The sequence below is a fragment of the Bradyrhizobium sp. CCBAU 11357 genome (assembly GCF_028128865.1).
GTDB lineage: Bacteria > Pseudomonadota > Alphaproteobacteria > Rhizobiales > Xanthobacteraceae > Bradyrhizobium.
In genome coordinates this window covers 322,648-345,845 of the sequence record NZ_LBJW01000110.1, presented here as the reverse complement: position 1 = coordinate 345,845, position 23,198 = coordinate 322,648, and the positions used below count along the sequence as shown (strand labels likewise).

General features: G+C 65.2%; 21 protein-coding genes. 9 read left to right on the top strand and 12 right to left on the bottom strand.

Annotated features, from left to right (window positions below; translation table 11 throughout):
• Positions 1-2: 2 nt before the first annotated feature.
• A complete protein-coding gene (locus XI05_RS31860) occupies positions 3-989 on the bottom strand; it encodes a glycosyltransferase (protein WP_271509300.1) in 987 nt (328 codons plus the stop codon).
• 251 nt (positions 990-1,240) lie between these two features.
• Here XI05_RS31860 and XI05_RS31855 point away from each other — a divergent pair, with 251 nt between their 5' ends.
• The 3 genes from XI05_RS31855 to XI05_RS31845 are packed head-to-tail and all read left to right on the top strand — an operon-like array spanning position 1,241 to position 4,842.
• Entirely contained in the window at positions 1,241-2,344 is a 1,104-nt protein-coding gene (locus tag XI05_RS31855) for a glycosyltransferase (protein ID WP_271509297.1), read from the top strand.
• Positions 2,345-2,347: 3 nt separating this feature from the next.
• Positions 2,348-3,700, top strand: coding sequence for an O-antigen ligase family protein (locus XI05_RS31850; RefSeq protein WP_271509294.1), 1,353 nt, complete (start codon positions 2,348-2,350; stop codon positions 3,698-3,700).
• Positions 3,697-4,842: a GNAT family N-acetyltransferase gene (locus tag XI05_RS31845; protein ID WP_271509291.1), complete on the top strand. Its 1,146-nt coding sequence runs from the start codon at positions 3,697-3,699 to the stop codon at positions 4,840-4,842. Before XI05_RS31850 ends, XI05_RS31845 begins: the two co-directional genes overlap by 4 nt.
• Before the next feature lie 21 nt (positions 4,843-4,863).
• Here XI05_RS31845 and XI05_RS31840 read toward each other — a convergent pair whose 3' ends face one another.
• Positions 4,864-5,403 carry an RBBP9/YdeN family alpha/beta hydrolase gene (locus XI05_RS31840; RefSeq protein WP_271509288.1) on the bottom strand — a complete coding sequence of 180 codons (540 nt, stop codon included), beginning with the start codon at positions 5,401-5,403 and terminating at the stop codon, positions 4,864-4,866.
• 122 nt (positions 5,404-5,525) lie between these two features.
• Here XI05_RS31840 and XI05_RS31835 point away from each other — a divergent pair, with 122 nt between their 5' ends.
• Positions 5,526-5,993 (top strand): Lrp/AsnC family transcriptional regulator, encoded by a 468-nt coding sequence (locus XI05_RS31835; protein ID WP_271509285.1) that lies wholly within the window; start codon positions 5,526-5,528, stop codon positions 5,991-5,993.
• A gap of 42 nt (positions 5,994-6,035) precedes the next feature.
• On the opposite strand, the gene wrbA is transcribed toward XI05_RS31835, so the two are convergent.
• Genes wrbA through XI05_RS31820 form a run of 3 tightly spaced genes read right to left on the bottom strand, consistent with a single transcriptional unit; the run spans position 6,036 to position 8,167 of the window.
• Positions 6,036-6,635: an NAD(P)H:quinone oxidoreductase gene (gene wrbA / locus XI05_RS31830; RefSeq protein WP_271509283.1), complete on the bottom strand. Its 600-nt coding sequence runs from the start codon at positions 6,633-6,635 to the stop codon at positions 6,036-6,038.
• Positions 6,636-6,680: 45 nt separating this feature from the next.
• Positions 6,681-7,379 carry a pirin family protein gene (locus XI05_RS31825; RefSeq protein WP_271509280.1) on the bottom strand — a complete coding sequence of 233 codons (699 nt, stop codon included), beginning with the start codon at positions 7,377-7,379 and terminating at the stop codon, positions 6,681-6,683.
• Between the two features lie 35 nt (positions 7,380-7,414).
• Positions 7,415-8,167, bottom strand: a complete 753-nt coding sequence (locus XI05_RS31820; RefSeq protein ID WP_271509277.1) for an SDR family NAD(P)-dependent oxidoreductase — start codon at positions 8,165-8,167, stop codon at positions 7,415-7,417.
• 118 nt (positions 8,168-8,285) lie between these two features.
• Between XI05_RS31820 and XI05_RS31815 the strand changes: the two genes are divergently transcribed.
• Both XI05_RS31815 and XI05_RS31810 read left to right on the top strand, forming a co-directional pair.
• On the top strand, positions 8,286-9,221 hold the full coding sequence (locus XI05_RS31815) for a LysR family transcriptional regulator (protein WP_271509274.1): 936 nt from the start codon (positions 8,286-8,288) through the stop codon (positions 9,219-9,221).
• Between the two features lie 127 nt (positions 9,222-9,348).
• Entirely contained in the window at positions 9,349-9,870 is a 522-nt protein-coding gene (locus tag XI05_RS31810) for an REP-associated tyrosine transposase (protein WP_442869338.1), read from the top strand.
• A 104-nt stretch (positions 9,871-9,974) separates the two neighbouring features.
• On the opposite strand, the gene XI05_RS31805 is transcribed toward XI05_RS31810, so the two are convergent.
• Entirely contained in the window at positions 9,975-10,232 is a 258-nt protein-coding gene (locus tag XI05_RS31805) for a hypothetical protein (RefSeq protein WP_172787117.1), read from the bottom strand.
• A gap of 145 nt (positions 10,233-10,377) precedes the next feature.
• Between XI05_RS31805 and XI05_RS31800 the strand changes: the two genes are divergently transcribed.
• Positions 10,378-11,364, top strand: a complete 987-nt coding sequence (locus XI05_RS31800; protein WP_271509270.1) for a tripartite tricarboxylate transporter substrate binding protein — start codon at positions 10,378-10,380, stop codon at positions 11,362-11,364.
• Between the two features lie 96 nt (positions 11,365-11,460).
• Positions 11,461-11,817, top strand: coding sequence for a hypothetical protein (locus XI05_RS31795; RefSeq protein ID WP_271509268.1), 357 nt, complete (start codon positions 11,461-11,463; stop codon positions 11,815-11,817).
• A gap of 51 nt (positions 11,818-11,868) precedes the next feature.
• Here the strand turns inward: XI05_RS31795 and XI05_RS31790 are convergent, their stop codons facing one another.
• The 4 genes from XI05_RS31790 to XI05_RS31775 form a co-directional block, all read right to left on the bottom strand.
• Positions 11,869-12,723 (bottom strand): adenylate/guanylate cyclase domain-containing protein, encoded by an 855-nt coding sequence (locus XI05_RS31790; protein ID WP_271509385.1) that lies wholly within the window; start codon positions 12,721-12,723, stop codon positions 11,869-11,871.
• Between the two features lie 61 nt (positions 12,724-12,784).
• Entirely contained in the window at positions 12,785-13,252 is a 468-nt protein-coding gene (locus XI05_RS31785; RefSeq protein WP_271509265.1) for a YbaK/EbsC family protein, read from the bottom strand.
• Between the two features lie 38 nt (positions 13,253-13,290).
• A complete protein-coding gene (locus XI05_RS31780; RefSeq protein ID WP_271509262.1) occupies positions 13,291-14,022 on the bottom strand; it encodes a haloacid dehalogenase type II in 732 nt (243 codons plus the stop codon).
• 146 nt (positions 14,023-14,168) lie between these two features.
• Positions 14,169-15,092 (bottom strand): LysR family transcriptional regulator, encoded by a 924-nt coding sequence (locus tag XI05_RS31775; protein ID WP_271509260.1) that lies wholly within the window; start codon positions 15,090-15,092, stop codon positions 14,169-14,171.
• Positions 15,093-15,203: 111 nt separating this feature from the next.
• On the opposite strand from XI05_RS31775, the gene XI05_RS31770 reads away from it, so the two are divergent.
• On the top strand, positions 15,204-15,899 hold the full coding sequence (locus XI05_RS31770; RefSeq protein ID WP_271509258.1) for an alpha/beta fold hydrolase: 696 nt from the start codon (positions 15,204-15,206) through the stop codon (positions 15,897-15,899).
• 138 nt (positions 15,900-16,037) lie between these two features.
• Here the strand turns inward: XI05_RS31770 and XI05_RS31765 are convergent, their stop codons facing one another.
• Both XI05_RS31765 and XI05_RS31760 read right to left on the bottom strand, forming a co-directional pair.
• Positions 16,038-19,448, bottom strand: coding sequence for an AAA family ATPase (locus XI05_RS31765; RefSeq protein ID WP_271509256.1), 3,411 nt, complete (start codon positions 19,446-19,448; stop codon positions 16,038-16,040).
• Positions 19,449-19,686: 238 nt separating this feature from the next.
• Positions 19,687-23,085 (bottom strand): AAA family ATPase, encoded by a 3,399-nt coding sequence (locus tag XI05_RS31760; RefSeq protein WP_271509252.1) that lies wholly within the window; start codon positions 23,083-23,085, stop codon positions 19,687-19,689.
• Positions 23,086-23,198 lie beyond the last annotated feature (113 nt).

Here is a 23,198-nt window from a genome sequence, read left to right as displayed (position 1 = left end):
GACTAGATGCCGAAGCGGGCGAGGGCGACCCGGATTGCCGAGCGCGGCAGCGATTTGAGCGACCGCCGGCCGATCATCGCGAGATAAGCGAATGCTTGGCGATACCTGCCGAAGCGGACCGCCTGCATCGCCGAGTAGGTGACGAGATGAATCTCGGCGGCGAGGCGCAGCCCGGCCGTCATGCGCCCGGGCAGTCGCGCCAGGATCAGTCCGTCATCGAACACCCGCGCAATGGCTGGGAAGAAGTCCTTTGGCGTCCGGACCGCAGCGTTCATGGTGTTGGCGGTGTGCAGACGATAATCAAGCAGCAGCTCCGGCGCGAACTCGAACTCGCCGATCGCAGCGAGGCGGCACCAGCAATGCCAGTCCTCGCAATATCTAAGGGACGTATCGAAGCCGCCGATGGCACGGAAAGCTTCGGCGCGTGCGAGCGCGATGCCGCCATTGACGATGAAATTGCCGGCGGCGAGCCGCGTCAGCACGTCGCCGGACGGCTTCCGGCGCCCCTTCAAGAGGCCGCGCCGGCCGATCTGGCGACCTTCGCTGTCGATCGTGTTGTAGTCGCCATAGACGAGAACGGCGCGCGGCGCGCCGCGCGCCGCAGCGAGCAGCGCCGCCACCGCACCAGGGCGCAGGCGATCGTCGGCATCGAGGAAGAGCAGCCATTCGCCGCTTGCCTGTCGCGCGCCGAGATTGCGCGCAGCCGATACGCCGGCGGAATCGTTGCGGATCAAGCGCAGCCGCGGGTCACGCACGCCGCGCACGATCGCAACGGTTTCGTCGGCCGAGCCGTCGTCGATGACGATCACCTCGGTCACCTCGCGTTGCGCCAGTGCGCTGGCGAGAGTTTCGCCGACATAGGCCGCAGCGTTCTTGGCGGGAATGACGACGGATACCGATGTGGTCGAGCCGACCTGATGCGGCAAGCGCGCCGGCACTGCCGCGCGTGAGGCGGCTGGCAGTTCGAGAACCTCTTCGGCGGTGATCACGCTACGGCTCGCCTTTAATGATCTGTTAACCAGGACCCGTGTGCCGCGCTGAGAAACGCTGACGATCGCCAAGTCCGGCGGTCTCGGATGATACCCGCATTGCGCTCGATCTCGTTGCCGAGAAGGCCCGCGTCTCGCCGATTTCGTAGAATAACGTTAAGTCGCTGGCATTAAGCCTGTGGCAAATTTCAAAGAGTGCGGCAGACGGCCCCGTGCGAGAATGCGCATCGGACTGCCGCGGATGGAATCCAGTGCCCGCAAACACGTTCGAACACGACCCCGATGCGATGATCCTGAACCTCTTCTATGAGGACAAGGACGACCGCTGGTTTCCCGGCGACCGGCATCTGCGGCGCATGGCCCGCCGGTTGCTGCTCGGCGAGCCGCGCATGAGCGGCCAGCTGCGCGTGTTCCTGAATCTCTGTGCGGGGCTCGACCGGCTCGGCATCCGCTACCGCATCAACGATTACGGCTACATTGCGCAACATCCCGACGAGCTCGCCTGCATCGTCGGCCGCACCTTCCTGCTCGACAAGTTCGCGTGGAAGAACCCGATCCTGCTCGGCGTTGCCGCCCACAATCATCCGCTCGACGATCTTGATTTGTTCAAGCGTCTGCCGGTGAAGAAGGTCGTGGTGCCCGGTCCCTGGTACGTCGACATGTACCGGCCATATTGGCCCGCGACCGATGCCTGGCCTGTCGGCATCGACACGAATCTCTGGGCGCCGTCGGCTCGAGCGCAAAAAACCGTCGACGTCCTGATCTACGACAAGGTGCACTGGGACCGCGAGCGCTACGCGCCGGAGATGATCGAGCCCGTTCGCGCCCGGCTCGTCAAGGAAGGCCGCTCGTTCACGGAGCTGCGCTACGGCAGCTATAAGGAAGCGGATTATCAGGCCGCGCTCGGGCGTTCGCGGGCGATGATCTTCCTGTGTCAGAGCGAGAGCCAGGGCATTGCCTATCAACAGGCCTTGTCCTGCGGCGTGCCGGTGTTTGCCTGGGATCCGGGCGGACCGTGGCGCGACCCCGATTATTATCCGCACCGCGTGCAGTTCGCGCCGGTGTCCTCGGTGCCGTATTGGGACGAACGCTGCGGCGTCAAGTTCACCGACGTCGCGGGCTTCGAGGCCGGCTGGGACAAGTTCTGGGCCGGGTGCAACGCAGGCGCGTTCGATCCCCGCGGCTACATCCTGGACAATCTCACGCTGGAGCAACGGGCGCTGCAATACTACGAGATCGCGCTGAGCATCATGCGGCAGCCCGCGGTGTCGCAGACCTCCGCAAGGCCCGTTGACGAAGCCCCGGAAGAGTTGAGCCACGACCGGAAGCTTCACCGGCGTCACCAGATGTCTTGAGCCATGGACCGCAACGCCGCAGACATGACCGACGTCGAGGCTCAATCGTTCGGCCATATCCTGCGCGATCGCCTTGCAGGTCTCGATGCCGTGCCGCTGGCGCGCGGCCTCGTCGCGGTCGGGGCCCTGCTGCTGGTGCTGGTGACGCTCGATCCGTTTCCGGACCTGCGCAATCCCGACGTCACCGTCATCGTCGGCGGACGAATGGCGCTGACCTATGTCGCCTGGGGTCTCCTGGCTGCGGTGGCAACGCTGTGTGTAGCCGCCTCGGATGCGCCCGCGCTGAAGAGCCTGGTGACGCCGCTGCATCTTTGCCTGCTGGGCTGGCTCGTGGTCAATATCGCCTTCTCCGAGAGCCGCGGCGTTTCGATGCAGCGATTCGTGCTCACGGTCAGCGTGACGTCGCTCGCCATCGTGTTGCCGTTGCTGCCGCCGACGCAGCGCAGCTTCAATTTATGCCTCGGTGCCGCCGCACTCGTGCTGCTCACGCTGTGCTATCTCGGCGTCTTCCTCGCCCCGCAATATGCGATCCACACCGCGCTCGACGTCACCGAGCCGCAGCTCGCCGGCGACTGGCGCGGCAGCTTCGGCCACAAGAACATCGCCTCGGCCGTGATGACGATCCTGGTCTATGTCGGCATCTACCTGTCCGCCGTCGGCTCGTTCGTGATGGGGCCCGTGATCGCCGTGCTGGCCGGCACCTTCCTGATCTTCACCGGCGGCAAGACGTCGTCGGTGCTGTGCCTTGCGATCTACGCGCTCGCATCACTGGTCTATGTCACCCCGGGCCTCTGGCTGAAGCGGATCATCTGCTTCGTGCCGCTGGTTGCGATGAACCTGTTGACCGTCGGCAGTGTCCTCAGCCCTGTGCTCGCGGCGATGACGCGGCTGCTTCCGCTCGATCCCACCTTCACCGGACGCTCCGCGATCTGGGACTTCGCGCTCGCGGCCGTCGCCGAGAAGCCGATCATTGGCCACGGCTATGCGGCGTTCTGGGACGACGTCAGTGCGCGGGCCACCGCCCAGGGCGCCGAATGGGCGACGTCGGCGGCGCACAGCCACAACAGCTACCTCGATCTCGCGGTCACCATCGGCTTGCCGGGGCTGCTGCTGGTGATCGCAGTCTTCGTGCTCGCCCCGCTCGGCAATTTCCAGACGGCGCAGGCTCACAGCCGCAGTGGCGCACTGGCCAAGCTGTTCCTGACCGTGTGGTTGTTCGGCCTCTATTACGGCGCCACCGAGACCTTCCTGCTCGAACGGCAGAATCCGATCTGGTTCATGTTCGCGCTGGCCGTGGCCGGCCTGCATTTCCTGGCCAGGTTCCAATGCGTCGAGCAGATCGAGCCTCGCGGATGACCTTCCTCAGCGTCGACCAGCCCGATGATGTTGCGTCCCGCGCGTCGGCCATCGCGGTCGATGTCCTGCGTGATTGGCGGCAGGCGGCCTCGCGCCTGAGCGCGGGGCACCGCACCGCGTTTCAGCATGCCGACTGGCTCGGCGCCTGGTACGCGGCGTTTCACGACGTCGCTCCGCTGATCGCATTGATTTCCGATGCTGCCACCGGCAAGGACATCGCGATCGTGCCGATGATCAGCCATGTCAGGCGCGGCATCCGCATCGTCGAGTTCGCGGACCTCGGCGTCTCCGACAACAACGCACCGATCCTGGCGCTTGATGCCGCGTGGGATGCGGGAGCGACGGACGCGATCAACACGGCGCTGATCGGTGCGTTGCGCGCACTGCCCGACCGTCTCGATCTGCTGCGCCTGAAGAAGATGCCGGCCCAAATCGGCGGTAAGCCGAACCCGCTGGTCGCGCTCGGCCGGATCGGATCCTCCTCGCTCAACGGCAATCTCGTGTCGATGGACGACGCCTATGACGACTATCAGGCCTCGATCAAGCGCCTGCAGATGCGGCGCTGCTGGCGGGTCTTCAGCCGTCATGCCGGCGCGCGCTTCGAGATCGCCGCCGACGTCGCGCGTGCGCACGAGTTGTTGGACGTGATGGATGTCCAGCAGCAGGCCCGCATGCGAAAGCTCGGCTCGCCGTTCGTTCTCAACGACGAGACCCATGCGCGATTCTATCGCGAGATCGTCCGCCGGGGCGTCGCGGAAGGTTATGCCATGGTCTCGGCATTGGTGTGCGACGAAGGCGTTGTCGCCACCGCGCTCGGCGTCAAGCATGGCGCGACCTATGTCCTGCTGCGCATCAGCCATGGCGGCGATCCATGGTCGAAATGCTCGCCCGGTCTGCTCGTCACCGAGCGCACCATGGCCGCGCTGCATGCACAGGGCGTGCGCCGCTTCGACCTCAGCATCGGCAATCAAGCCTACAAGCGCCGCTTCGGCGCCGAGAGGGTGCCGTTGGCCGACGTCAGCGTCGCGCTGTCCTGGCGCGGTCTGCCCTACGTCTGGCGCGATCTCGCCGCGCAGGACCTGCGCCGTCACCCCGGGCTCGCTGCCTTCGCCGCGCGGGCGATGGGCAAGGGCGCGCGCTGACGGGCGCCGTCTGTTTCGCCATCATCTCGGAAGGCCCGCGCGGAAGGCATCCAGCAACGCGCGTCCTTGCGGCCAGTCGCCGAGCCCGCTCGCGGCATTGATGTGGCCGAGCGCGCCCGGCACGATCAGGCCGGACTGCCAGTCCTGCGCCCGCCGCCGCGTCACCTCGAGCGCGCCATAGGGATCATTCGTGCTCGCGATGATCAGCGCGGGAAAGCGCAGCGCACGGTCGGGGATCGGCTTGAACGCGATGGCCTCTGCGGGAAAATTGCCGCCATCGGGATCGGGCACCGCGACCAGGAAGGCGCCCGCAATCGCGGAAGGGAAGCGCGCGGCCCAGTGCGCCACCAATAGGCAGGCGAGGCTGTGTGCGACCAGGACGGGCGGCCTGGCGCAGCGCGCGACCGCGTGCTCCAGGGCCTGCTCCCAGTCGTCGATCTCCGGCTGGTCCCAGCTCGCCGGCCGGAATCGCGTGAAGCGCGCATCGGTGCGCTCCCATAGCGTCTGCCAATGGGCATCTCCGGAGCCGCCGAGTCCGGGCAATGTGACGATGTCGTGCATGAACGTCCCGTGCTATCTGAGGTGACGCCACAGTGTGACCGATCGCGGTCCTGCATCACATGGCAAGTCATCGGCGAAATCGACCATCTGCCGATGATCTCAAGGTGGAACGGAGAATTGAGTTGGATCGCTTCGGGAGCATCGATGCCAAGGACTTGAAGATCCTCGAGGCGCTGCAGGCCAATGCGCGCGTGCCGCTGTCCGAGCTTGGCCGTTCGGTCGGGCTGTCCCAGCCGGCCGTGTCCGAACGCGTCAAGCGGCTCGAGGAAGCCGGCATCATCGAGGGCTACGGCGCCCGCATCAACCCGCGCGCCCTCGGGCTCGGTCTGATGGCGCTGGTGCGCCTGCGCACCTCGCACGAGCACATCAAGTCCTGCCTCAAGCGGTTCAGCGAAATCCCTCACATCATCGAAGTCCATCGCGTCACGGGCGATGACTGTTTCGTGCTCAAGGTGCTCGTTCCGGCGCCGGAGGATCTCGAGACGATCGTGGATCGCATTGCCGGTTTCGGTGCTGTGACGACCTCGCTGGTGCTACGGAGCGAACCCGCGCGGCCGATCGGCAAGGACCTCGTCAGGAAGACGATCTAGCGGAGCTGAGGCGGCATTCCTCGAAGGAATGCCGCCATCGCATCAGCCATGCAGCTTTTTGGCGGTCTCCGCGATCTGGCGGCCTTGATAGCGCGCGCCGGCGAGCTCGTTGGCGCTGGGCTGGCGGCTGCCGTCGCCACCGGTGATCGTGGTGGCGCCATAGGGCGCACCGCCCGTGATCTCGTCGAGCTTCATCTGGCCGGCAAAGCCGTAGTTCATGCCGACCACGACCATGCCGAAATGCAGCAAGTTGGTGATGATCGAGAACAGCGTCGTCTCCTGGCCGCCATGCTGGGTCGCGCTGGAGGTGAAAGCGCCGCCGACCTTGCCGTGCAGCGCGCCCTTGGCCCAGAGGCCGCCGGCCTGGTCGAGGAAGTTCGCCATCTGCGAGGCCATGCGGCCGAAACGGGTGCCGGTTCCGACGATGATCGCGTCGTAATTGGCGAGGTCCTCGATCTTGGCGATTGGGGCGGCTTGGTCGAGCTTGTAATAGGAGGCTTTGGCGACCTCGGCCGGCACCAGCTCGGGCACGCGCTTGATGTCGACGGTCGCGCCGGCCTCGCGCGCGCCTTCGGCGACGGCGTTGGCCATCGCCTCGATGTGGCCATAGGCGGAATAATAGAGGACGAGAACTTTGGTCATGGTGGTCTCCGTTGTGATTGGTGAGGTGGTTGGCCGTTCGGATCGTTACGCGGCGTCGACGAGCACGAGCTCGGAATCTTCCAGCGCCGTGATCTTCAACTTGGCCTCGTCGCGGATCGCAGCGCCGTCGCGGGCATTGACGCGCACGCCATTGATCTCGACGGCGCCGGCCGCCGGCACCAGATAGAGATGCCGCGACGTCTGCGGCTCATACTCTGCGCTCTCGCCCGCTTTCAGCGTGGTGGCGAGCACCCGGGCATCGGCGCGGATCGGCAGTGCGTTGGTGTCGCCCGCAAGGCCGCTCGCGATGGTGACGAGCTTGCCGGAGCGGTCCGCCTTCGGAAACGGTTTTGAGCCCCAGGTCGGCTGCCCGCCGCGCTCGGTCGGCTCGATCCAGATCTGGAAGATCCGCGTCCTGGTCGGCTCGAGATTGTACTCGGAGTGGCGGATGCCGCTGCCGGCGCTCATCACCTGCACGTCGCCCGCTTCAGTGCGGCCCTGGTTGCCCAGGCTGTCCTGATGCGTGATCGCGCCCTCGCGCACATAGGTGATGATCTCCATGTTGGCGTGGGGATGGGCGGGAAAGCCGGTGTTCGGCGCGATCTCGTCGTCGTTCCACACCCGCAAGGCGCCGTGGCCCATGTTGTTCGGGTCGTAATGGCCAGCGAAGGAGAAATGATGTTTCGCCTTCAGCCAGCCGTGATCGGCGCCGCCGAGTTTTGCGAAAGGTCTGAGTTCGATCATTTGCATAATCCTTGAGTGAGTGGTTGGCGCCTTGATCAGGCGCCAAACCCGCCGTCGACGTTGAGCACGGTGCCGGTGACGAAGGAGGCTTCGGGGCTTGCGAGGAAGACGATTCCGGCGGCGACCTCCTCGGGGCGGCCGAAGCGTTGCAGCGCGTGCTGCTTGCGCTGCGCTTCGGCGAAGTCGCGGTCATCGTCCGGATTCATGTCGGTGTTGATCGAGCCGGGCTGCACCACGTTCACGGTGATGCCGCGCGGACCGAGGTCGCGTGCCGCGCCCTTGGTGTAACCGACCACGGCTGCCTTGGTGGCGACGTAGTCGGCAAGACCAGGGAACGTGGCGCGGTCGGCCAGCATCGAGCCGACGGTGACGATGCGGCCGCCTTCACCCATCAGCTGCGAGGCGGCGCGGATCGCCGCGATCACGCCGTGAACGTTGACCTGGTCCTGCCGCTCCAGCGCGGCCGTGTCGGCCTTGGCATCGTCGGTCGCGCCGCCGGCGGCGACGCCGGCATTGTTGACGAGGATGTCGAGATGGCCGAATTCCTTGGCGACGTCGTTGACGAGCCGGGTCACGTCCTTGGCCGAAGCCTGGTCCGCCTTGAAAGCGCGGGCCTTGACGCCCTTCGCCTTCAACTCGGTCACAACAGCTTCTGCCTTGTCGGGCGAAGCGACGTAGCTGATGGCGACGTCGGCGCCTTCATCGGCGAGAGCGCGGGCCGAGGCCGCGCCGATGCCGCGCGAGCCGCCGGTGACGAGGGCAACCTTGCCTGAGAGCTTCTTGGTCATTGGATTTCTCCACGTCCTGAGTGTTTGATGGTTCTTGGATAAGCCTTCGCCTGTGGTATAGAAATAGAAACTGTCGAAACACATTGTTTCCCTAAATATCCCGATTGGACCAAGGCCCATGGCAAAGCTTCCCGACTTCGAAGCACTCGCGATTTTCGCAAAAGTCGTGGAATTACGGTCCTTTGCCGGGGCCGCGAGCGAGCTTGGGATGTCCAAGGCCACGGTGTCCAAGGCGGTCACGCGGCTCGAGGAGCGGCTGGGCGCCCGTCTGTTCAACCGCACCTCGCGCCGGCTCGCGCTGACCGATGCCGGTCACAAGCTGGCCGAGCGTGCGACGCGCCTCTTGGCCGACGGCGAGGCCGCCGAGAACGAGGCGCTGGCGCAGTCGGTGGCGCCGCGCGGCCTGGTGCGGCTCGCCGTCCCCATGACGTTCGGCATCAAGGCGGTGGCGCCGCTGCTGCCCGAGTTCTTTCAGGCCTATCCGGAAGTCTCCGTCGACCTGCATTTGAGCGATGCGACCGTCGACCTGATCGGCGAAGGTTTCGACATGGCGGTGCGGATTGCGCGGCTGCCCGACTCGTCGCTGATCGCACGGCGGCTCTTCACCATGCCGCGCTACACGGTCGCCGCGCCGTCCTATCTCAAGCAACACGGCCGGCCGACGCACCCGATGCATCTCGCCGAGCACAAATGCTTCAGCTACGCCTATCTCTCCACGCCCAACGTCTGGCACTACACCAATTCGGCCGGCGAGCAGGCCAGCGTGCGCCCGGGCGGCCAGCTTCGCGTCAACAACGGCGAAGCCGTGATGCCGGCGCTGGTCGCAGGTCTCGGCATCGCCGAGCTGCCGGAATTCATCGTCGGTGAAGCGATCTCGTCAGGCGAGGTCGAAGTGATCCTGAAGGACTGGAAGCAGGCCGAAGGCGCCGTGCACCTCGTGACCCCGCCCGGCGGCCCCCGCCCCGCACGCGTCGAAGCGCTCGCCGATTTCCTCGCAGCGACGCTGCCCGGCACGTCCAAGCGGCCGCCGAAGAAGGGTGTGAGAGTGCCTTGATGTTTGGTCGGGGCAGGGCGCGAAAGGCGCGCCTTTGCCTATGGAATCTCGCTAGTCTATCCTAAACGCAACTACGTAGGGTGGGCAAAGCGAAGCGTGCCCACGTCTTTGCCCGAGGGGATCGCAAGTGTCTCGATATCGGCGCGCGCAGGGCAGCATGTTCTTCTTCACAGTCGTGCTCGCCGATCGTTCAAACACGTTGCTCGTGGATCACGTTGATCGCCTGAGGCGAATTTATCAGACGGTCCAGCAACGCCGCCCGTTCGAAACGATCGCGATCTGTATCCTGCCCGATCATCTCCATGCAATTTGGTCGCTTCCGGACCGCGACGTCAATTTTTCGTCGCGGTGGAATCTGATCAAGGGCGGCTTTTCGCGCGGGATAGAACCGCAGGAGCGCTCGGCAAGCAAGCTGCTCAAGCGCGAAAAGGGAATCTGGCAGCGCCGCTACTGGGAGCATGCCATTCGCGACGATGCGGATCTGGAGCGCCACGTTGACTACATTCATTTCAATCCAGTGAAGCACGGCCTCGTCAAGCGCGTGCGCGATTGGTCTCTCAGCAGCTTCCATCGCTACGTCGACCAGGGCATCCTGCCCGTGGATTGGGGAGGGAATATGCGGGACATCGAAGGCCAGTTTGGCGAATGACGGTGGGCACGGCGCGCGAAGAGCGCGCCTTTGCCCACCCTACGAGATCTATCGCAAGCGCAGCTATCGTAGGGTGGGCAAAGCGAAGCGCGCCCACCATCTCGCTACGACACCTTCACGCCATGGCTCGCGACGACGCGCAGGCTCGGCTTCAGCGTCCCCTCCAATTGCGCCTTCAATTCGTGAACGCGTGGGTCGCTCGACCGCGCCGCGCACACCCCGTATTGATGGACGGATTGCGCCAGCGCGCGCCGCGCTTCCGGCGTTCGCGTCAATTCGGGCGTCGAAAGCCGCAACACGATCGCTGCGAGATTCACCAGCATCTCGTCCAAGGCGACGTCGATGGTTCCAAGATTGTGCATCACTCACTCCCTGGAAGGCCAACAATGGCTGCAGGCCGGCGTTCCTGGCCACCCCAGACATGGCTAACGCTTGGTAAACGTCTTGTTCCTGGCCGTCGCCACGTTAGGCTGGCCCGTGAACAAAGAAAATCAGGGGAGGCCCACCATGGATCGCCGCGATCTCTTGCGCGCCGCTGCGGCATTGCCGTTGGTGCGGGCAGCCCTACCGGAGAGCGCGTTCGCGCAAGCCTATCCGGCGCGCAACATCACCATGATCGTGCCGTTCCCGGCCGGCGGACAGGCCGATCTCGCGGCGCGTCCCGTGGCACAGGGCCTGGAGCGGATCCTCGGCAAGCCCGTGATCGTCGACAACCGGGCGGGAGGCGGCGGCGGATCGGTCGGCAATGCCGCGGCCGCGCGTGCCGAGCCCGACGGCTACACGCTGCTGATGACGCTGTCCTCGCTCGCGGTGCTCCCCGAGGCCGACCGGCTGTTCGACCGGCCTGTCGCCTACGAGGTCTCGCAGTTCATGCCGATCGCGCGCGTGCTCGCCGATCCGACGCTGCTCGCGGTGCCGGCCTCGGCGCCGTGGAAGACCGCGCAGGATTTCGTCGAGGATGCGAAGACGCGGCCGGGCCAGATCGCCTATGGCTCGTCCGGGCCGTACGGCACGCTGCATGTCGCGATGGAGATGTTCGCGAGCAGCGCCGGCATCAAGCTGCTGCACGTGCCGTTCCGCGGCGCGGGCCCTGCGCTGACCGCGATCCTCGGCGGCACCGTGCAGGCGATCGCCGCCGCACCGGGCACGCTGAAACCGCAGGTCGACGACGGCAGGCTGCGCGTGCTCGGCAATTGCGGCGCGCAGCGCATCGCGAGCTTCCCGGACGTGCCGACCTTCCAGGAGCTCGGCTACAAGGACGTCGAGTTTTACATCTGGGCCGGGCTGTTCGCGCAGAGTTCTCTTCCTGCGCAGATCGCGACCCGCCTGCGTGAGGCGATGGCGCAGGTGATGACGAGTCCTGATGTGCTCAAGGCGTTCGAGACCTCGGGCAGCCTCGTCGCCTATCAGGACGCGCCGGCCTTCGCGCAGTTCATCGCCGCCGACAGCGCGCGTCTGATCGCGGCGGTGAGGAAGATCGGCAAGGTGGAGTAGGTTCCAGCCGCGCTTTTCACATTTTGTTGTTGGTCCAGAACAAGCCGGCGTCTCATTGATTGAAGATAATTCGAAAGACTTGGGAAGGATCTGGACATGCGAGCAGAGCGGATTGCGCTGGGTGTGGCGCTTGTGGTCGGCGGCATCGTGGCGCAGGGCGCTGCATCCGCGCAGGAATACCGCGGCACCATGGAACAGCAGATGGCGTGCACACCCGATGTGTGGCGGCTGTGCAGCGATCAGATTCCCGATGTGAACCGTATCGTGGCGTGTCTGCAACAGAACACCCCGCAGCTCTCCAGCGGCTGCCGTGCCGTGTTCCAGTCGAACAACCAGGCTCAACCGCAGCAGCCGGTCCCGCGCAATCGCGCCGCACCGCCGCCGCGCTTTAACAATGCGCCGCCGCCACCTCCGTACGGGCAACCGCGTCCTTATTACGAATATGACGATTAGGCTCTGAGGAGCGCATGAGAGATGCGCCGGCATGCGATCGTGCCGCCTCGTTCAGCGCTCCGGCCTGCTGCCCGATTCAGGCCGCGGTCCGAGCACCATCCGCAAGACGACACCGAACAGAATGGCTGCGACCGGCCAGTGAAACCAGATCCTGTTGCTGGTGAACAGATTGATCAGGATCAGGAAGGCCGACACCGTGAGAGCCGCTGCAACCGGGCGGGGCAGTCTTGCGAGCCAATCCGAGACGACATTCGTCGGCGAAGAAGGCGCGCGCCTGTCGTCCATTCGCGGAGCACGCGCTCGCTCTGAGGGCGTTGCGCGCTCCTCGATCGGGAAGCTCCCTGGCCCGGCGGCTTGACCACCCACTTGGCCACCCATTTGGCCACCCAGGGTCAGCCGGTAACTGGTCAGGGGGGCAATGTTCTTCATCGGGCGCTGGCCGAGGCAGTCGAAGCCGACGGATAGCTTGTTGTGCACCTGATCGTAGACGGAGCTCGAGATCACGACGCCCCCGGGCTCGGCGAGCTCCTGCAGGCGCGATGCGATATTGACCCCGTCGCCATAGATGTCGGAGCCGTCCACCATCACGTCGCCGAGGTTGATGCCGATGCGAAACCGCATGGGGTTCGCCTTGGACGCATCCGAAGCCTGACTGGAGATCTCCTGCTGAATCTCGACCGCGCATTGCACGGCCTCGACGACGCTGGCGAACTCGGCGATCACGGCATCGCCCCAGGTGTTCACGATCCGGCCGTCATGGCGCTCGACCAGGCGCGCGATGGCGGCGCGGTAGCGGCGGAGCGTCTCCAGCGTTCCGGTCTCGTCCGCTTCCATGAGACGAGAATAGCCGTACACATCCGCGCACAGCACGGTGGTCAGACGTCGTTTCACCTTGTCGTCGGTCATCACCGCCATGCTAGCCCGCCTGACCGGCAATGCAACCAGTCATCGTTATCCGGCGCCGTCGTTACGGCCTGTGCTCGCAGACGTCCACCCATTCGGCCGCGGTCAGCTCGGCCATGCGATCGGGGGTGATGCGCACCGCGCTGTGGGTCGAGCCGGCGGCCGGCACCACGACATCGAACGCCTTCAGTGAGACGTCGCAATAGACCGGCAGCGGCGACTTCAGCCCGAACGGGCAGACGCCGCCGACCTCGTGCCCGGTGATCTCGGCGACTTCCTCCAGGCCCAGCATCTTCGGCTTGCCACCGAACTGCGCCTTCACCTTCTTGTTGTCCATGCGCGAGGTGCCGCTCGCGACGATCAGGATCACGCGCTCGCCGACGCGCAAGCTCAGCGTCTTGGCGATCATTCCGGGCTCGACACCATAGGCCTCGGCCGCCAGCGCCACGGTCGCGGAGCTGATCGGGGATTCGATGACGGAAATATCGGGGGCTTGCGCGGCGAAGAAGGCGCGAACGGATTGCAGGCTCATTCCGGGTAGCTCATTCCAATCTCACAGGCGGCGACGTTTTAAGCGATTCTCGGCAGCTCGGAGAGCGCGCGGACGCGATGATCCGGTGCGAAGCCGAGCTCGTCCATCTGGGTGCGGATCGCCCTGAACATGGTGAGCGGTGCCACGAGTTCGGTCTCGACGCAAGCCAGCGCCATCGCGTCCGGCGTCACCCGCTCGATCCAGGCGACCTTCAATCCGAACGATTTCGCCCCGGCGGCGTCCCAGGGATTGGAGGAGACGAACAGAACCTCATCCGGCGCGGTGCCGAGCACCTCGCCGATCAGCTCATAGGCCTGTGGGCTCGGCTTGAAGACCTGCTTCGCGTCGACGCTGATGGTGGCATCGAGCAGGGCATCGAGCCCGGAATTGCGCACCAGCGCATTGAGCATGTCCGGGCTGCCGTTGGAGAGGATGGCGAGCTTGCGCGGTCTTAAGGTCGCGAGCGTTTCCGCCGCATCAGGATAGAGATCGAGATGCAGATACTTCTCGATCACGCGCTCGAACGTCTCGTGGTCGTAGGCCAGCCCGAGCACGCGCAGCGTATAGGCGAGCGAGTCGCGCGTGATCGCGTCAAAATCCTGGTAGCGCTGCATCAGCGAGCGCAGCCAGGTGTATTCGAGCTGCTTGAGGCGCCAGACCTGCGTGATGATCGCGCCATAGCCGGGAAACGCATCCTCGGTCACGTCAGCGACCGACTGGATGTCGTAGAGCGTGCCATAGGCGTCGAAGACGACGGCTTTTATGCTCATTGGTTGTCCTTCCAGGCAGTTGTGGTCACAAAAGCTCTGATCAGGGAATGTGCGTCCATCGTCGGCTTACCAAAGAATAGCGGAAGTCTGGCGCTACACGCCGGATCGGCGGCCCACAACCTTCATCGGACTTCTCGTATCGCAAACTATTGAACCTCGACATAGCGGATGATGCTCTGGTTCTGAACGTTTGCGATCAATTCATCTGCGCGAGACAACAGCCGATGGAGCAAAGGTGAGAAATTTGCCTGGTTGTATCCCAAGGCTAAATCGACCGTCGGCGTTCCCCCGTCGAGCGCTCTGGCGACAACGTTGGGTGCCAGCATATTCTGCGCATAGAGGGGAACCAGGCTAACTCCGCCCGTGGACGCGACCAGCGACATGGCCGAGGAGATGTTTTCGCCTTCGTACTTTGCCTTGAGCGCGATACCCGCCCTTGCTGCGTAGTCTTGAATGACGGCTTGGAGCACCGGAGAGGTTCTTGCCGAGCTGACGTAGACTTCCCGAGCGAGATCCTGCGGCCGAATCTTCTTGCGCGATGCCAAACGGTGGTCAGCCGGCAGCACGGCGATCAAGGGCTCCTTCGCCAGCGTCTTGAAGACCAGACCAACACTCTCCTTTTCAGGCCGTAGGAAACCGACGTCCAACTTTCCCCGCATCAATGCGAGGGCGATTTCTGGGGAAGATAGAGTACACAGCGTGACTTCGACCTCGGGTGCTTCCTCGCGGAGGATGCGCAATAGGTGAGGCAGCCAAGTCACCTCCAATCCAACCAGGAAGCCCATCGAAAGCACGGGTCTTTGCGGCTCGGCCGTCCGCCGAGCGCCATCCATCGCCGCCTCGACTTGCAACAGCGCCAGCCGTGCGTGATCGAGAAACACTTTTCCTGCGGCCGTCAGCGTCACGCCGCGCGCCTGGCGCTCGAATAATTGTACGCCAACTTCGTTTTCCAGATCGCGAATCTGCCGGCTCAAGGACGGCTGCGAGGTGTTCAGCCGCCGCTGGGCTGCGGTCAACAAGCTGCCTTCCTCCGCGACGGCAACGAAGTAGCGCAAGTGCCGAAGTTCCATTTGCCCTCGTATATCTCCAAGGCATAGCTCCGAGCCTACAAGGTCTTAGTCATCAACAGAAGGAGGATTTAGCTTCGCGGAGTTTCCAACCACGAAGGGACAAGAAAGAAAATGTCGACAACCTCCAAGCCTAGCATCGTGTTCTGTCACGGCCTCTGGGCCGACGGCTCATGCTTCAGCAAGGTCATCCCCACCCTGCAGGCCGACGGTCACCAAGTGATCGCCGTCCAGTACGGCCTCAATAGCTATACAGATGACGTCGCGACCGTGAAGCGCACGCTGGGGCGGGTCAACAGTCCCGCAATCCTCGTCGGTCACTCGTACGGAGGAGCCACCATCACGGGCGCGGGGACCGACGAGCGCGTCGCTGGCCTGGTTTACATCGCCGCCGTCGTTCCGGATGTTCACGAGACCGTACAGAGCGAGCTCAACAAATACCCCACCGAGATATTCTCCCGGATCGAGGTCGCCGGCGGACGCGTCTGGATCAAGCCGGAAGGTGTCAAGTACTTTGCTGGAGATCTTCCCCAGCAGGAGCAGAAGCTGGTGTGGGCGACCCACTACCCGCCCGCCGCCGACCTGCTCGATCAGCAAGATCTCGACGAGGTCGCCTGGAAGACGAAGCCGAGCTGGTACATCCTCGCCCGCAAGGACCAGACCGTGCATCCCGATCTTCAGCGCTTTCTGGCCAAGCGCATCAACGCCACCACGATCGAGACCGACAGCAGCCACGTCACCATGCTGTCGCAGCCCGACCTCGTCATCGACGTCATCCGCAAGGCGGCAGCCGCCCTTCAAAAAGGCTGATCGAACCAGGTGTTGGCAGGGACGAAGCCGTCATGGGGCGGCTTCGCCCCGGCGAGAGGCGTGCGCATGAACGGCAGCGCGCCACTGCTCAACACACGAGATTCAGGTCGAGGTCGGATCGGCCAGGCGCTTGCATCCCTACGGGTATTTGGAATCCGTCGTCGTCTCGGAGCGGGCGGTGATCTCTCGAAGTACTACCCTGGCCGCCTGTAGGTCCGGTGTCGCAAAACCCTCCGTGAACTGGCTATAGAGTGGTGCGAGCAGGTCTCGTGCCTCGGCATACCGATCCTGTTCTCTCCACAATCCTGCGAGGCGTGTTGCTGCGCGCAACTCCCAGAGCTTGGCGCCCTGCTGGCGCGCGGTTGCCGCGGCATGGCTTAACCGAGCTTGCGCGGCGCTCGCATCGGCGTTCGGCAGCCGTAGCATCAGCTCGCCCATCATCCGGTGCAGCTCGGCCTCGAACCATCGCTCGCCGGTTTCTTCCACGCGGTGCAGCGCCTCGCTAATAATATCCAGGCCCTCGTTCACTGCACCGGACCGGCCGTGGACCTCGGCAAACAGACTTCGGAAATAGGGCACGAGGAAGCCTGCTCCGGTGGCCTGCCACATCGAAAGCCCGTCTCGGATCTGCGCGAGACCGGCCCGAAGATCTCCAGCCTCGGCCAGCGTCCAACCGCGAACAATGATACCGGCTCCGAGGAAGTGTGGGGAATCCTGCTCGGCTGCCAGTGCGATCAGCGCATTCGCCCGATCGCCGGCCTCGTCGTGATTCTGGCAAAGCTGCGACAGGATGCAGCCGTACAGTAGAGCATAGCCGAGGGTGTTGCGGTGGGACAACTCCTTCGCGCCGCTCAGTGCCTCTCGGCTCCTCGCCTGAGCCTGCTCAGGATAGCCGAGGGCAAACAGTGCCCAGGATAGAACGGAAAGTCCCGCCACACTGGGATCCTGCGCGAACAGGAAGGCAAGCGACCCGTGAGCGGTCGGATCGTAGAGGGCGAGCGTCCGCTCCAAATGGGTGCGCGCAGCTGTCAACTCGCCGCGAAGCAATTCAGCGGTTCCGACGATGCGCTTGCCGATGGTTTCGGCGGCAGCATCGTTCTGTGCCTGGGCGCGGCGGAGCAAATCCTCGCCTGCAGTTCGACCGGCCTCGAGCTCCGCCCGTACGACGTGAAAAACCCACTTCCCATAGAGAACGGGAAAGAGCCGCGAGGTCTCGCCGAGGCGCTCGCACAGATCTCGGGCCCGTGCGTTGGTCCGGCCGACCTCCGGTGCGGCCCAGCCCTTTGCCGCCATCAAGGCGACGCCGAGCGCGATTTGCAGCTCGAGTTCCCGCCTCCATCGTGGGGCGTCGTCGGGGAGAGCAGGAATCAAGTCGAGCCCTTTGGTCAATTGCGTGATCGCCTCTGCTGTGGCCGACCGCGCGATCTCTGCTTGTCCCGCCTTCAGCCAATAGTCGATCGCCGGTTCGGCCAATCCTGCCTCCGTGTAGTGATGGGCCAGAAGCTCGGGCTGCGTCTGCACTGTCTCCGGAAAATGCTGCTCGAGCGCGACGGCGATCCGCGCGTGCAAGCGCTGCCGCTTCGCCCGCACCAGGGTCGCATAGGCGGCGTCCCGCACGAGTGCATGCTTGAAGCTGTAGATCGCTTGAGGCGGCGTGCCGCGCCGGAACACGAGGCCCGAACCGACGAGGTCATCCAACCCCGCCTGCAGGTCGCTCTCCGGAAGCGCCGTCGTCCTCGCGAGCAGTTCATGAGAGAATTCCCGGCCAATCGCGGCCGCGACCTGGGCCACCTCACGAGCGGGGGCCAGCCGGTCGAGCCGGGCCAACAGCGACTCCTGGAGCGTGGTTGGGATGGCCATGGGCGGCAGCGGCCCGGCGAGCGCGTAATGGTCGCCCTCATCGCGGAGCAGGTTGGTCTCCAGCACCGTCCGCGTCAGCTCCTCGACGAACAGCGGCACGCCGTCCGTCTTGGCGACGATCTGATCGAGCACCGCAGGCGGCAGAGCCTTACCACCGCTCAGCCGCGCGACCATTGCTGCGCCCTGCCGGCGGCTCAACCGACTGAGGGTCAGCGAGGTGACGTGGGCATAGCGCGTCCAGCGCGGCACGAACTCGGGCCGGAAGGTGATGAGGACGAGCACCGGGGCGCGCTGCACCCTGTCGGTCAGAAGATCGAGCAGCTCAAGGGAGGTTGGATCTGCCCAGTGCACGTCCTCGTAAAGCGCTAGCACGGGCCGGCGCGTCGCGAGACCGAGCACCTGATCGACCAGAACTTCGAGCGTCCGCTCCTTCTGCCGATGCGGGCTCATGTCGAGCGGCGGGTAGCGCGCATCTGTCTCCAGCGATAACAACGCCGCGAGCAGTGAAGCCACCGCGATGACGTGTTCGGTCGATAGCGCAAGCAGCGCCTCGAGTTTGTCGAGCCGGGTTGCAGCGGGATCGTCCGCAGCAAAGCCCGCTGCCCGCTCCAAAAGCCCGATCACCGGATAGAGTGGGCTGCTCTGATGGTGCGGTGAGCAGTAGTGACTCAGAGGCGTATGCGGCTCATGTTCCAGTCGCCCGCGCAGCGCCCGCACGAGGCGTGACTTGCCGATGCCAGGCTCGCCTCCGAGCAGGACCACCTGGCCCTCACCCTCTTTGGCTCGCTCCCAGTGCTCGAGCAGGAGACCGATCTCGTGGTCGCGACCGACCAGCGGCGTCAGGCCTGCGCCGTGCAACGCCTCGAACCGGCTCTCGGCGGCGCCTTCGCCGACCACACGCCACGCGCGCAGGGGATCGGGAAATCCCTTTAGGATCTGCAGGCCGAGCTCGGCGAGCTCGAACAGGCCGCCAATGAGCTCTCGGGTGCGTGTGGAGATCACCACGGTGTCGGGTTCGGCCAGGGTTTGCAGGCGCGCGGCAAGGTTCGGCGTGTCGCCGACCACCGTCTCCTCGCGCGCTGCGCCTTCGCCGATCAGCTCACCGACAACGACCGGGCCGGTCGCGATGCCGATACGGACCGCCAGCATCTCACCATGCGCCGATGCCAGACTATGGACCGCCGCGACCGCGGCGAGGCCGGCCCGCACCGCGCGTTCGGCCTCATCTTCGTGGGCGCGCGGATAGCCAAAATAGGCTAGGACACCGTCGCCCATGTACTTCGCGACGTGCCCTTCGAACCTTCCGATCGCGCCCGCCACCGCGTTCTGATAGGTCCGCAGGACTTCGGCCATTTCCTCCGGATCGAGCCGTGCCGCGAGCGCGGTCGAGTCGACAAGGTCGACAAACATCACAGTGAGTTGGCGGCGCTCGGCCTCGGATGCAAGCGAGGCCTTCCAGGAGATAGCAGCGCTCGCGGCGTTGGCGGGAGTCCGCGCCGAAATTGAGCCGTCGCGCAGAGCGGCAATGGCGGCGAGCAGCTTGCGGCGATGGCCGATCGAGACGACCCCAAGACCGATCAGATCCTCCGCCGTGAGGTCCATGAGGACCTCGGCATCGATGTCATGCTCGCGGAACGCCTGTTCATACTGTCCCAGCCCCAGACTGCACAGCCAAGCCATGACGTCCATGGGCGCCTCCCGGCTCTTGTCTCAGCACCAGGTACATCAGCCTACCGCAATACGGTCTGAGCGAAGCGCGATAAAACGTCACGAACGACTGCGGGAAAACGGCAATTCCTGGGAGCAGGCACTCGGATAGATAACCGCGCGGTGCAACGCTCTCCAGGTCCGGTCCGGCCCTATGGGAGCAAAACCGACGAGATCCACAGACGATCTGGCCAAGAGATCCCCATGCCCGAATGCGGAATTAACTGCCGGAACCTGGGATCGGCTTCTTCGGCTCGGAGCTGGCAATGGTCTCCCGAAGCACTGCGCTGGCAGCCTGCAGATCCGGCGTCCCAAAGCCCTCGGTGAACTGGCTGTAGAGTGGACTCAGCAGGTCGTGCGCCTCACCGCACCGACCCTGTTCTTTCCACGATTGAGCGAGGCGTGTCGCCGCACGCAACTCCCACAGCTTGGCGCCCTGCTGGCGCGCGGTTGCAGCCGCAATGCCGAACCGTGCTCCCGCGGCCCTCGCATCGGCGTTAGGCAGCCGCAGCATGAGCTCGCCTGTCATCCGATGCAGCTCGGCCTCGAACCATCGCTCACCGGTTTCTTCCACTCGGTGCAACGCCTGTGCGACCAGATCCAAGCCTTCTTCCGCCGCGCCGGAACGGCCGAGCACCTCGGCCTGAAGACCGAGGAAATAAGGCTCATAGAGCCCAGCTCCGGTGGCGCGCCACGCGGGAAGGCCCCGCAGAAGTTGCGCGAGACCTGTCTCCAGCTCACCCGACTGAGTCAAGGCCCATCCCCGGATCACCGTGGCTGCCGCGAGAAAATGCGGAAAGTTCTGCTCCGTCGAGAGCTCGACGAGTGTCTCGGCTCGTTCCTGTGCCTCTCGCCACGCGCCGCGGTACTGCTCGAAGAAGCACGAGAACAACAGGGCGTATCCCAGCGTGTTGAGGTGAGCGAGTTCGCGGGCGGAGTCGAGCGCCTCGCGGCTCCGCGCCCGGGCCTGCTCCGGATAGCCTAGCGCAAACAATGTCCATGAGATCCCCGACAAGGCCGCAACGCGCGGATCCTGCACGTAGAGAAAGGCGAGGGAGCGATGCCGCTCCGGGTCATAGAGAGCGAGCGCCTGCTCCAAATGGCTGCGGGCAGCAGCCACCTCGCCGCGCCAGAAGGAACCGGTCCCGCTGACGCGGTGAGCCACCAGGGTTGCGGAGGTCTCTTGATGGTCCTGCACCCGGCGCAGAAACTCGTCTGCCACTTCGCGCGCCGCTGTGTGCTCGGCGCGTACGCCGTGAAATACCCATTGACCGTAGAGCACGGGCCAGAGTTGGGAAGTGGCCCCGATCTGCTCGCAGAGTTCGCGAGCCCGGGCGTTGGCGCGTCCCGCTTCGGGTGCTGCCCAGCCCTGCGTGGCCATCAGCGCCACGCCCAAGGTTATCTGGAGGTCAAGCTCGCGCCGGCTCCGATCGGCCTCGGGGACACCCTTGAGCAGGTTCAAGCCGTTTCGCAACTGCGTCACCGCTTCGGTCATCGCCGAGCGAGCGATCGCTCGCTGCCCCGCCCTCAGCCAATAGTCGATCGCCGGTTCGGCCAGGCCTGCTTCCGTATAATGATGGGCCAGCAGCTCGGGCTGCGCCTGCACTGTCTCCGGAAAATGCTGCTCGAGCGCGGCGGCGATCCGGGCGTGCAAGCGCTGCCGCTTCGCGCGCACCAGCGTCGCATAGGCGGCGTCCTGCACGAGCGCGTGCTTGAAGCTGTAGGTCGCCAGGGGCGGCGTCCCGCGCCGGAACACCAGGCCCGAGCCGACGAGGTCGTCCAACGCAGCCTGTAGTTCGCTCTCCAGCAGCGCCGTCGTCCTCGCGAGCAGTTCATGAGAGAATTCCCGGCCAATCGCGGCCGCGACCTGGGCGACCTCACGGGCCGGAGCCAGCCGTTCGAGGCGGGCCAGCAGCGACTCCTGGAGCGTGGCCGGAATCGCCATCGGCGGCAGCGGTCCCGCGAGCGCGTAGTGGTCGCCCTCATCGCGGAGCAGGTTGGTCTCCAGCACCGCGCGTGTTAGCTCCTCGACGAACAGCGGCACGCCGTCCGTCTTGGCGACGATCTGGTCGAGCACCGCAGGGGGTAGCGCCTTGCCACCGCTCAGCCGACCAACGATGGCCGCTCCCTGACGACGGCTCAATCGGCTGAGGGTCAGCGCGGTGACATGGGCATAGCGTGTCCAGGAGGGCTCGAACTGGGGCCGGAAGGTGATGAGAACGAGCACGGGGGCGCCTTGCACCCGGTCGATCAGGAGATCGAGCAGCTCGAGCGAGGTCGGATCTGCCCAGTGCACGTCCTCGTACAGGGCAAGGACGGGACGGCGCGTTGCGAGGCCCAAGACCTGATCGACTAACACCTCGAGCGTCCGCTCCTTCTGCCGATGCGGGCTCAGGTCGAGCGGCGGGTAGCGCGCACCGGCCTCGACCGACAGCAATGCCGCGAGCAGCGGGGCCACCACGGGAACATCATCGCTCGATAGCGCAAGCAGCGCCTCGAGCTTGTCGAGCCGCGTCGCGACGAGATCGTCCGCGGCAAATCCTGCCGCCCGCTCCAACAGGCCGATCACCGGATGCAGCGGACTGGTCTGATGGTGCGATGAGCAGTAGTGGCTCAGGGCCGTATGCGGCTCGTTTTCAAGTCGCTCGCGCAGCGCCCGCACGAGGCGCGACTTGCCGATACCAGGCTCGCCCGCCAGCAGCACCACCTGGCCCTCCCCCTCTTTGGCGCGCTCCCACTGCTCGAGCAGGAGACCGATCTCATGGTCGCGACCGACCAGCGGCGTCAGGCCTGCGCCGTGCAACGCCTCGAACCGGCTCTCGGCGGCGCCTTCGCCGACCACACGCCACGCGCGCAGGGGATCGGGAAATCCCTTTAAGATCTGCAGGCCGAGCTCGGCGAGCTCGAACAGGCCGCCAATGAGCTCTCGGGTGCGTGTGGAGATCACCACGGTGTCGGGCTCGGCCAGGGTTTGCAGGCGCGCGGCAAGGTTTGGCGTGTCGCCGACCACCGTCTCCTCGCGCGCTGCGCCTTCGCCGATCAGCTCACCGACAACGACCGGGCCGGTCGCGATGCCGATGCGGACCGCCAGCATCTCACCATGCGCCGATGCCAGACTATGGACCGCCGCGACCGCGGCGAGGCCGGCCCGCACCGCGCGTTCGGCCTCATCTTCGTGGGCGCGCGGATAGCCAAAATAGGCTAGGACACCGTCGCCCATGTACTTCGCGACGTGCCCTTCGAACCTTCCGATCGCGCCCGCCACCGCGTTCTGATAGGTCCGCAGGACTTCGGCCATTTCCTCCGGATCGAGCCGGGCCGCGAGCGCGGTCGAGTCGACAAGGTCGACAAACATCACGGTGAGCTGGCGGCGCTCGGCCTCGGGTGCAAGCGAAGCGTTTCCGGGGGTGATGGTAGGGAGGGGCGCCGACATTGAGCCGTCGCGCAGAGCGGCAATGGCGGCGAGCAGCTTGCGGCGATGGCCGATCGAGACGACCCCAAGACCGATCAGATCCTCAGCCGTGAGGTCCGTGAGGACCTCGGCATCAATGTCGTTCTCCCGGAACGCCTGCTCGTACTGTCCCAGCCCCAGACCGCACAGCCAGGCCCCGATATCCATGGGCTCCTCCCGGCTCTCGTCTTCAGCGCTAAGGTGCTCCAGTCTAGCTCAAGATGGCGTGCGCTGCGCGATGAAACGCCAAGATACGAACTCCGAGCAAGAACAACTTCTGG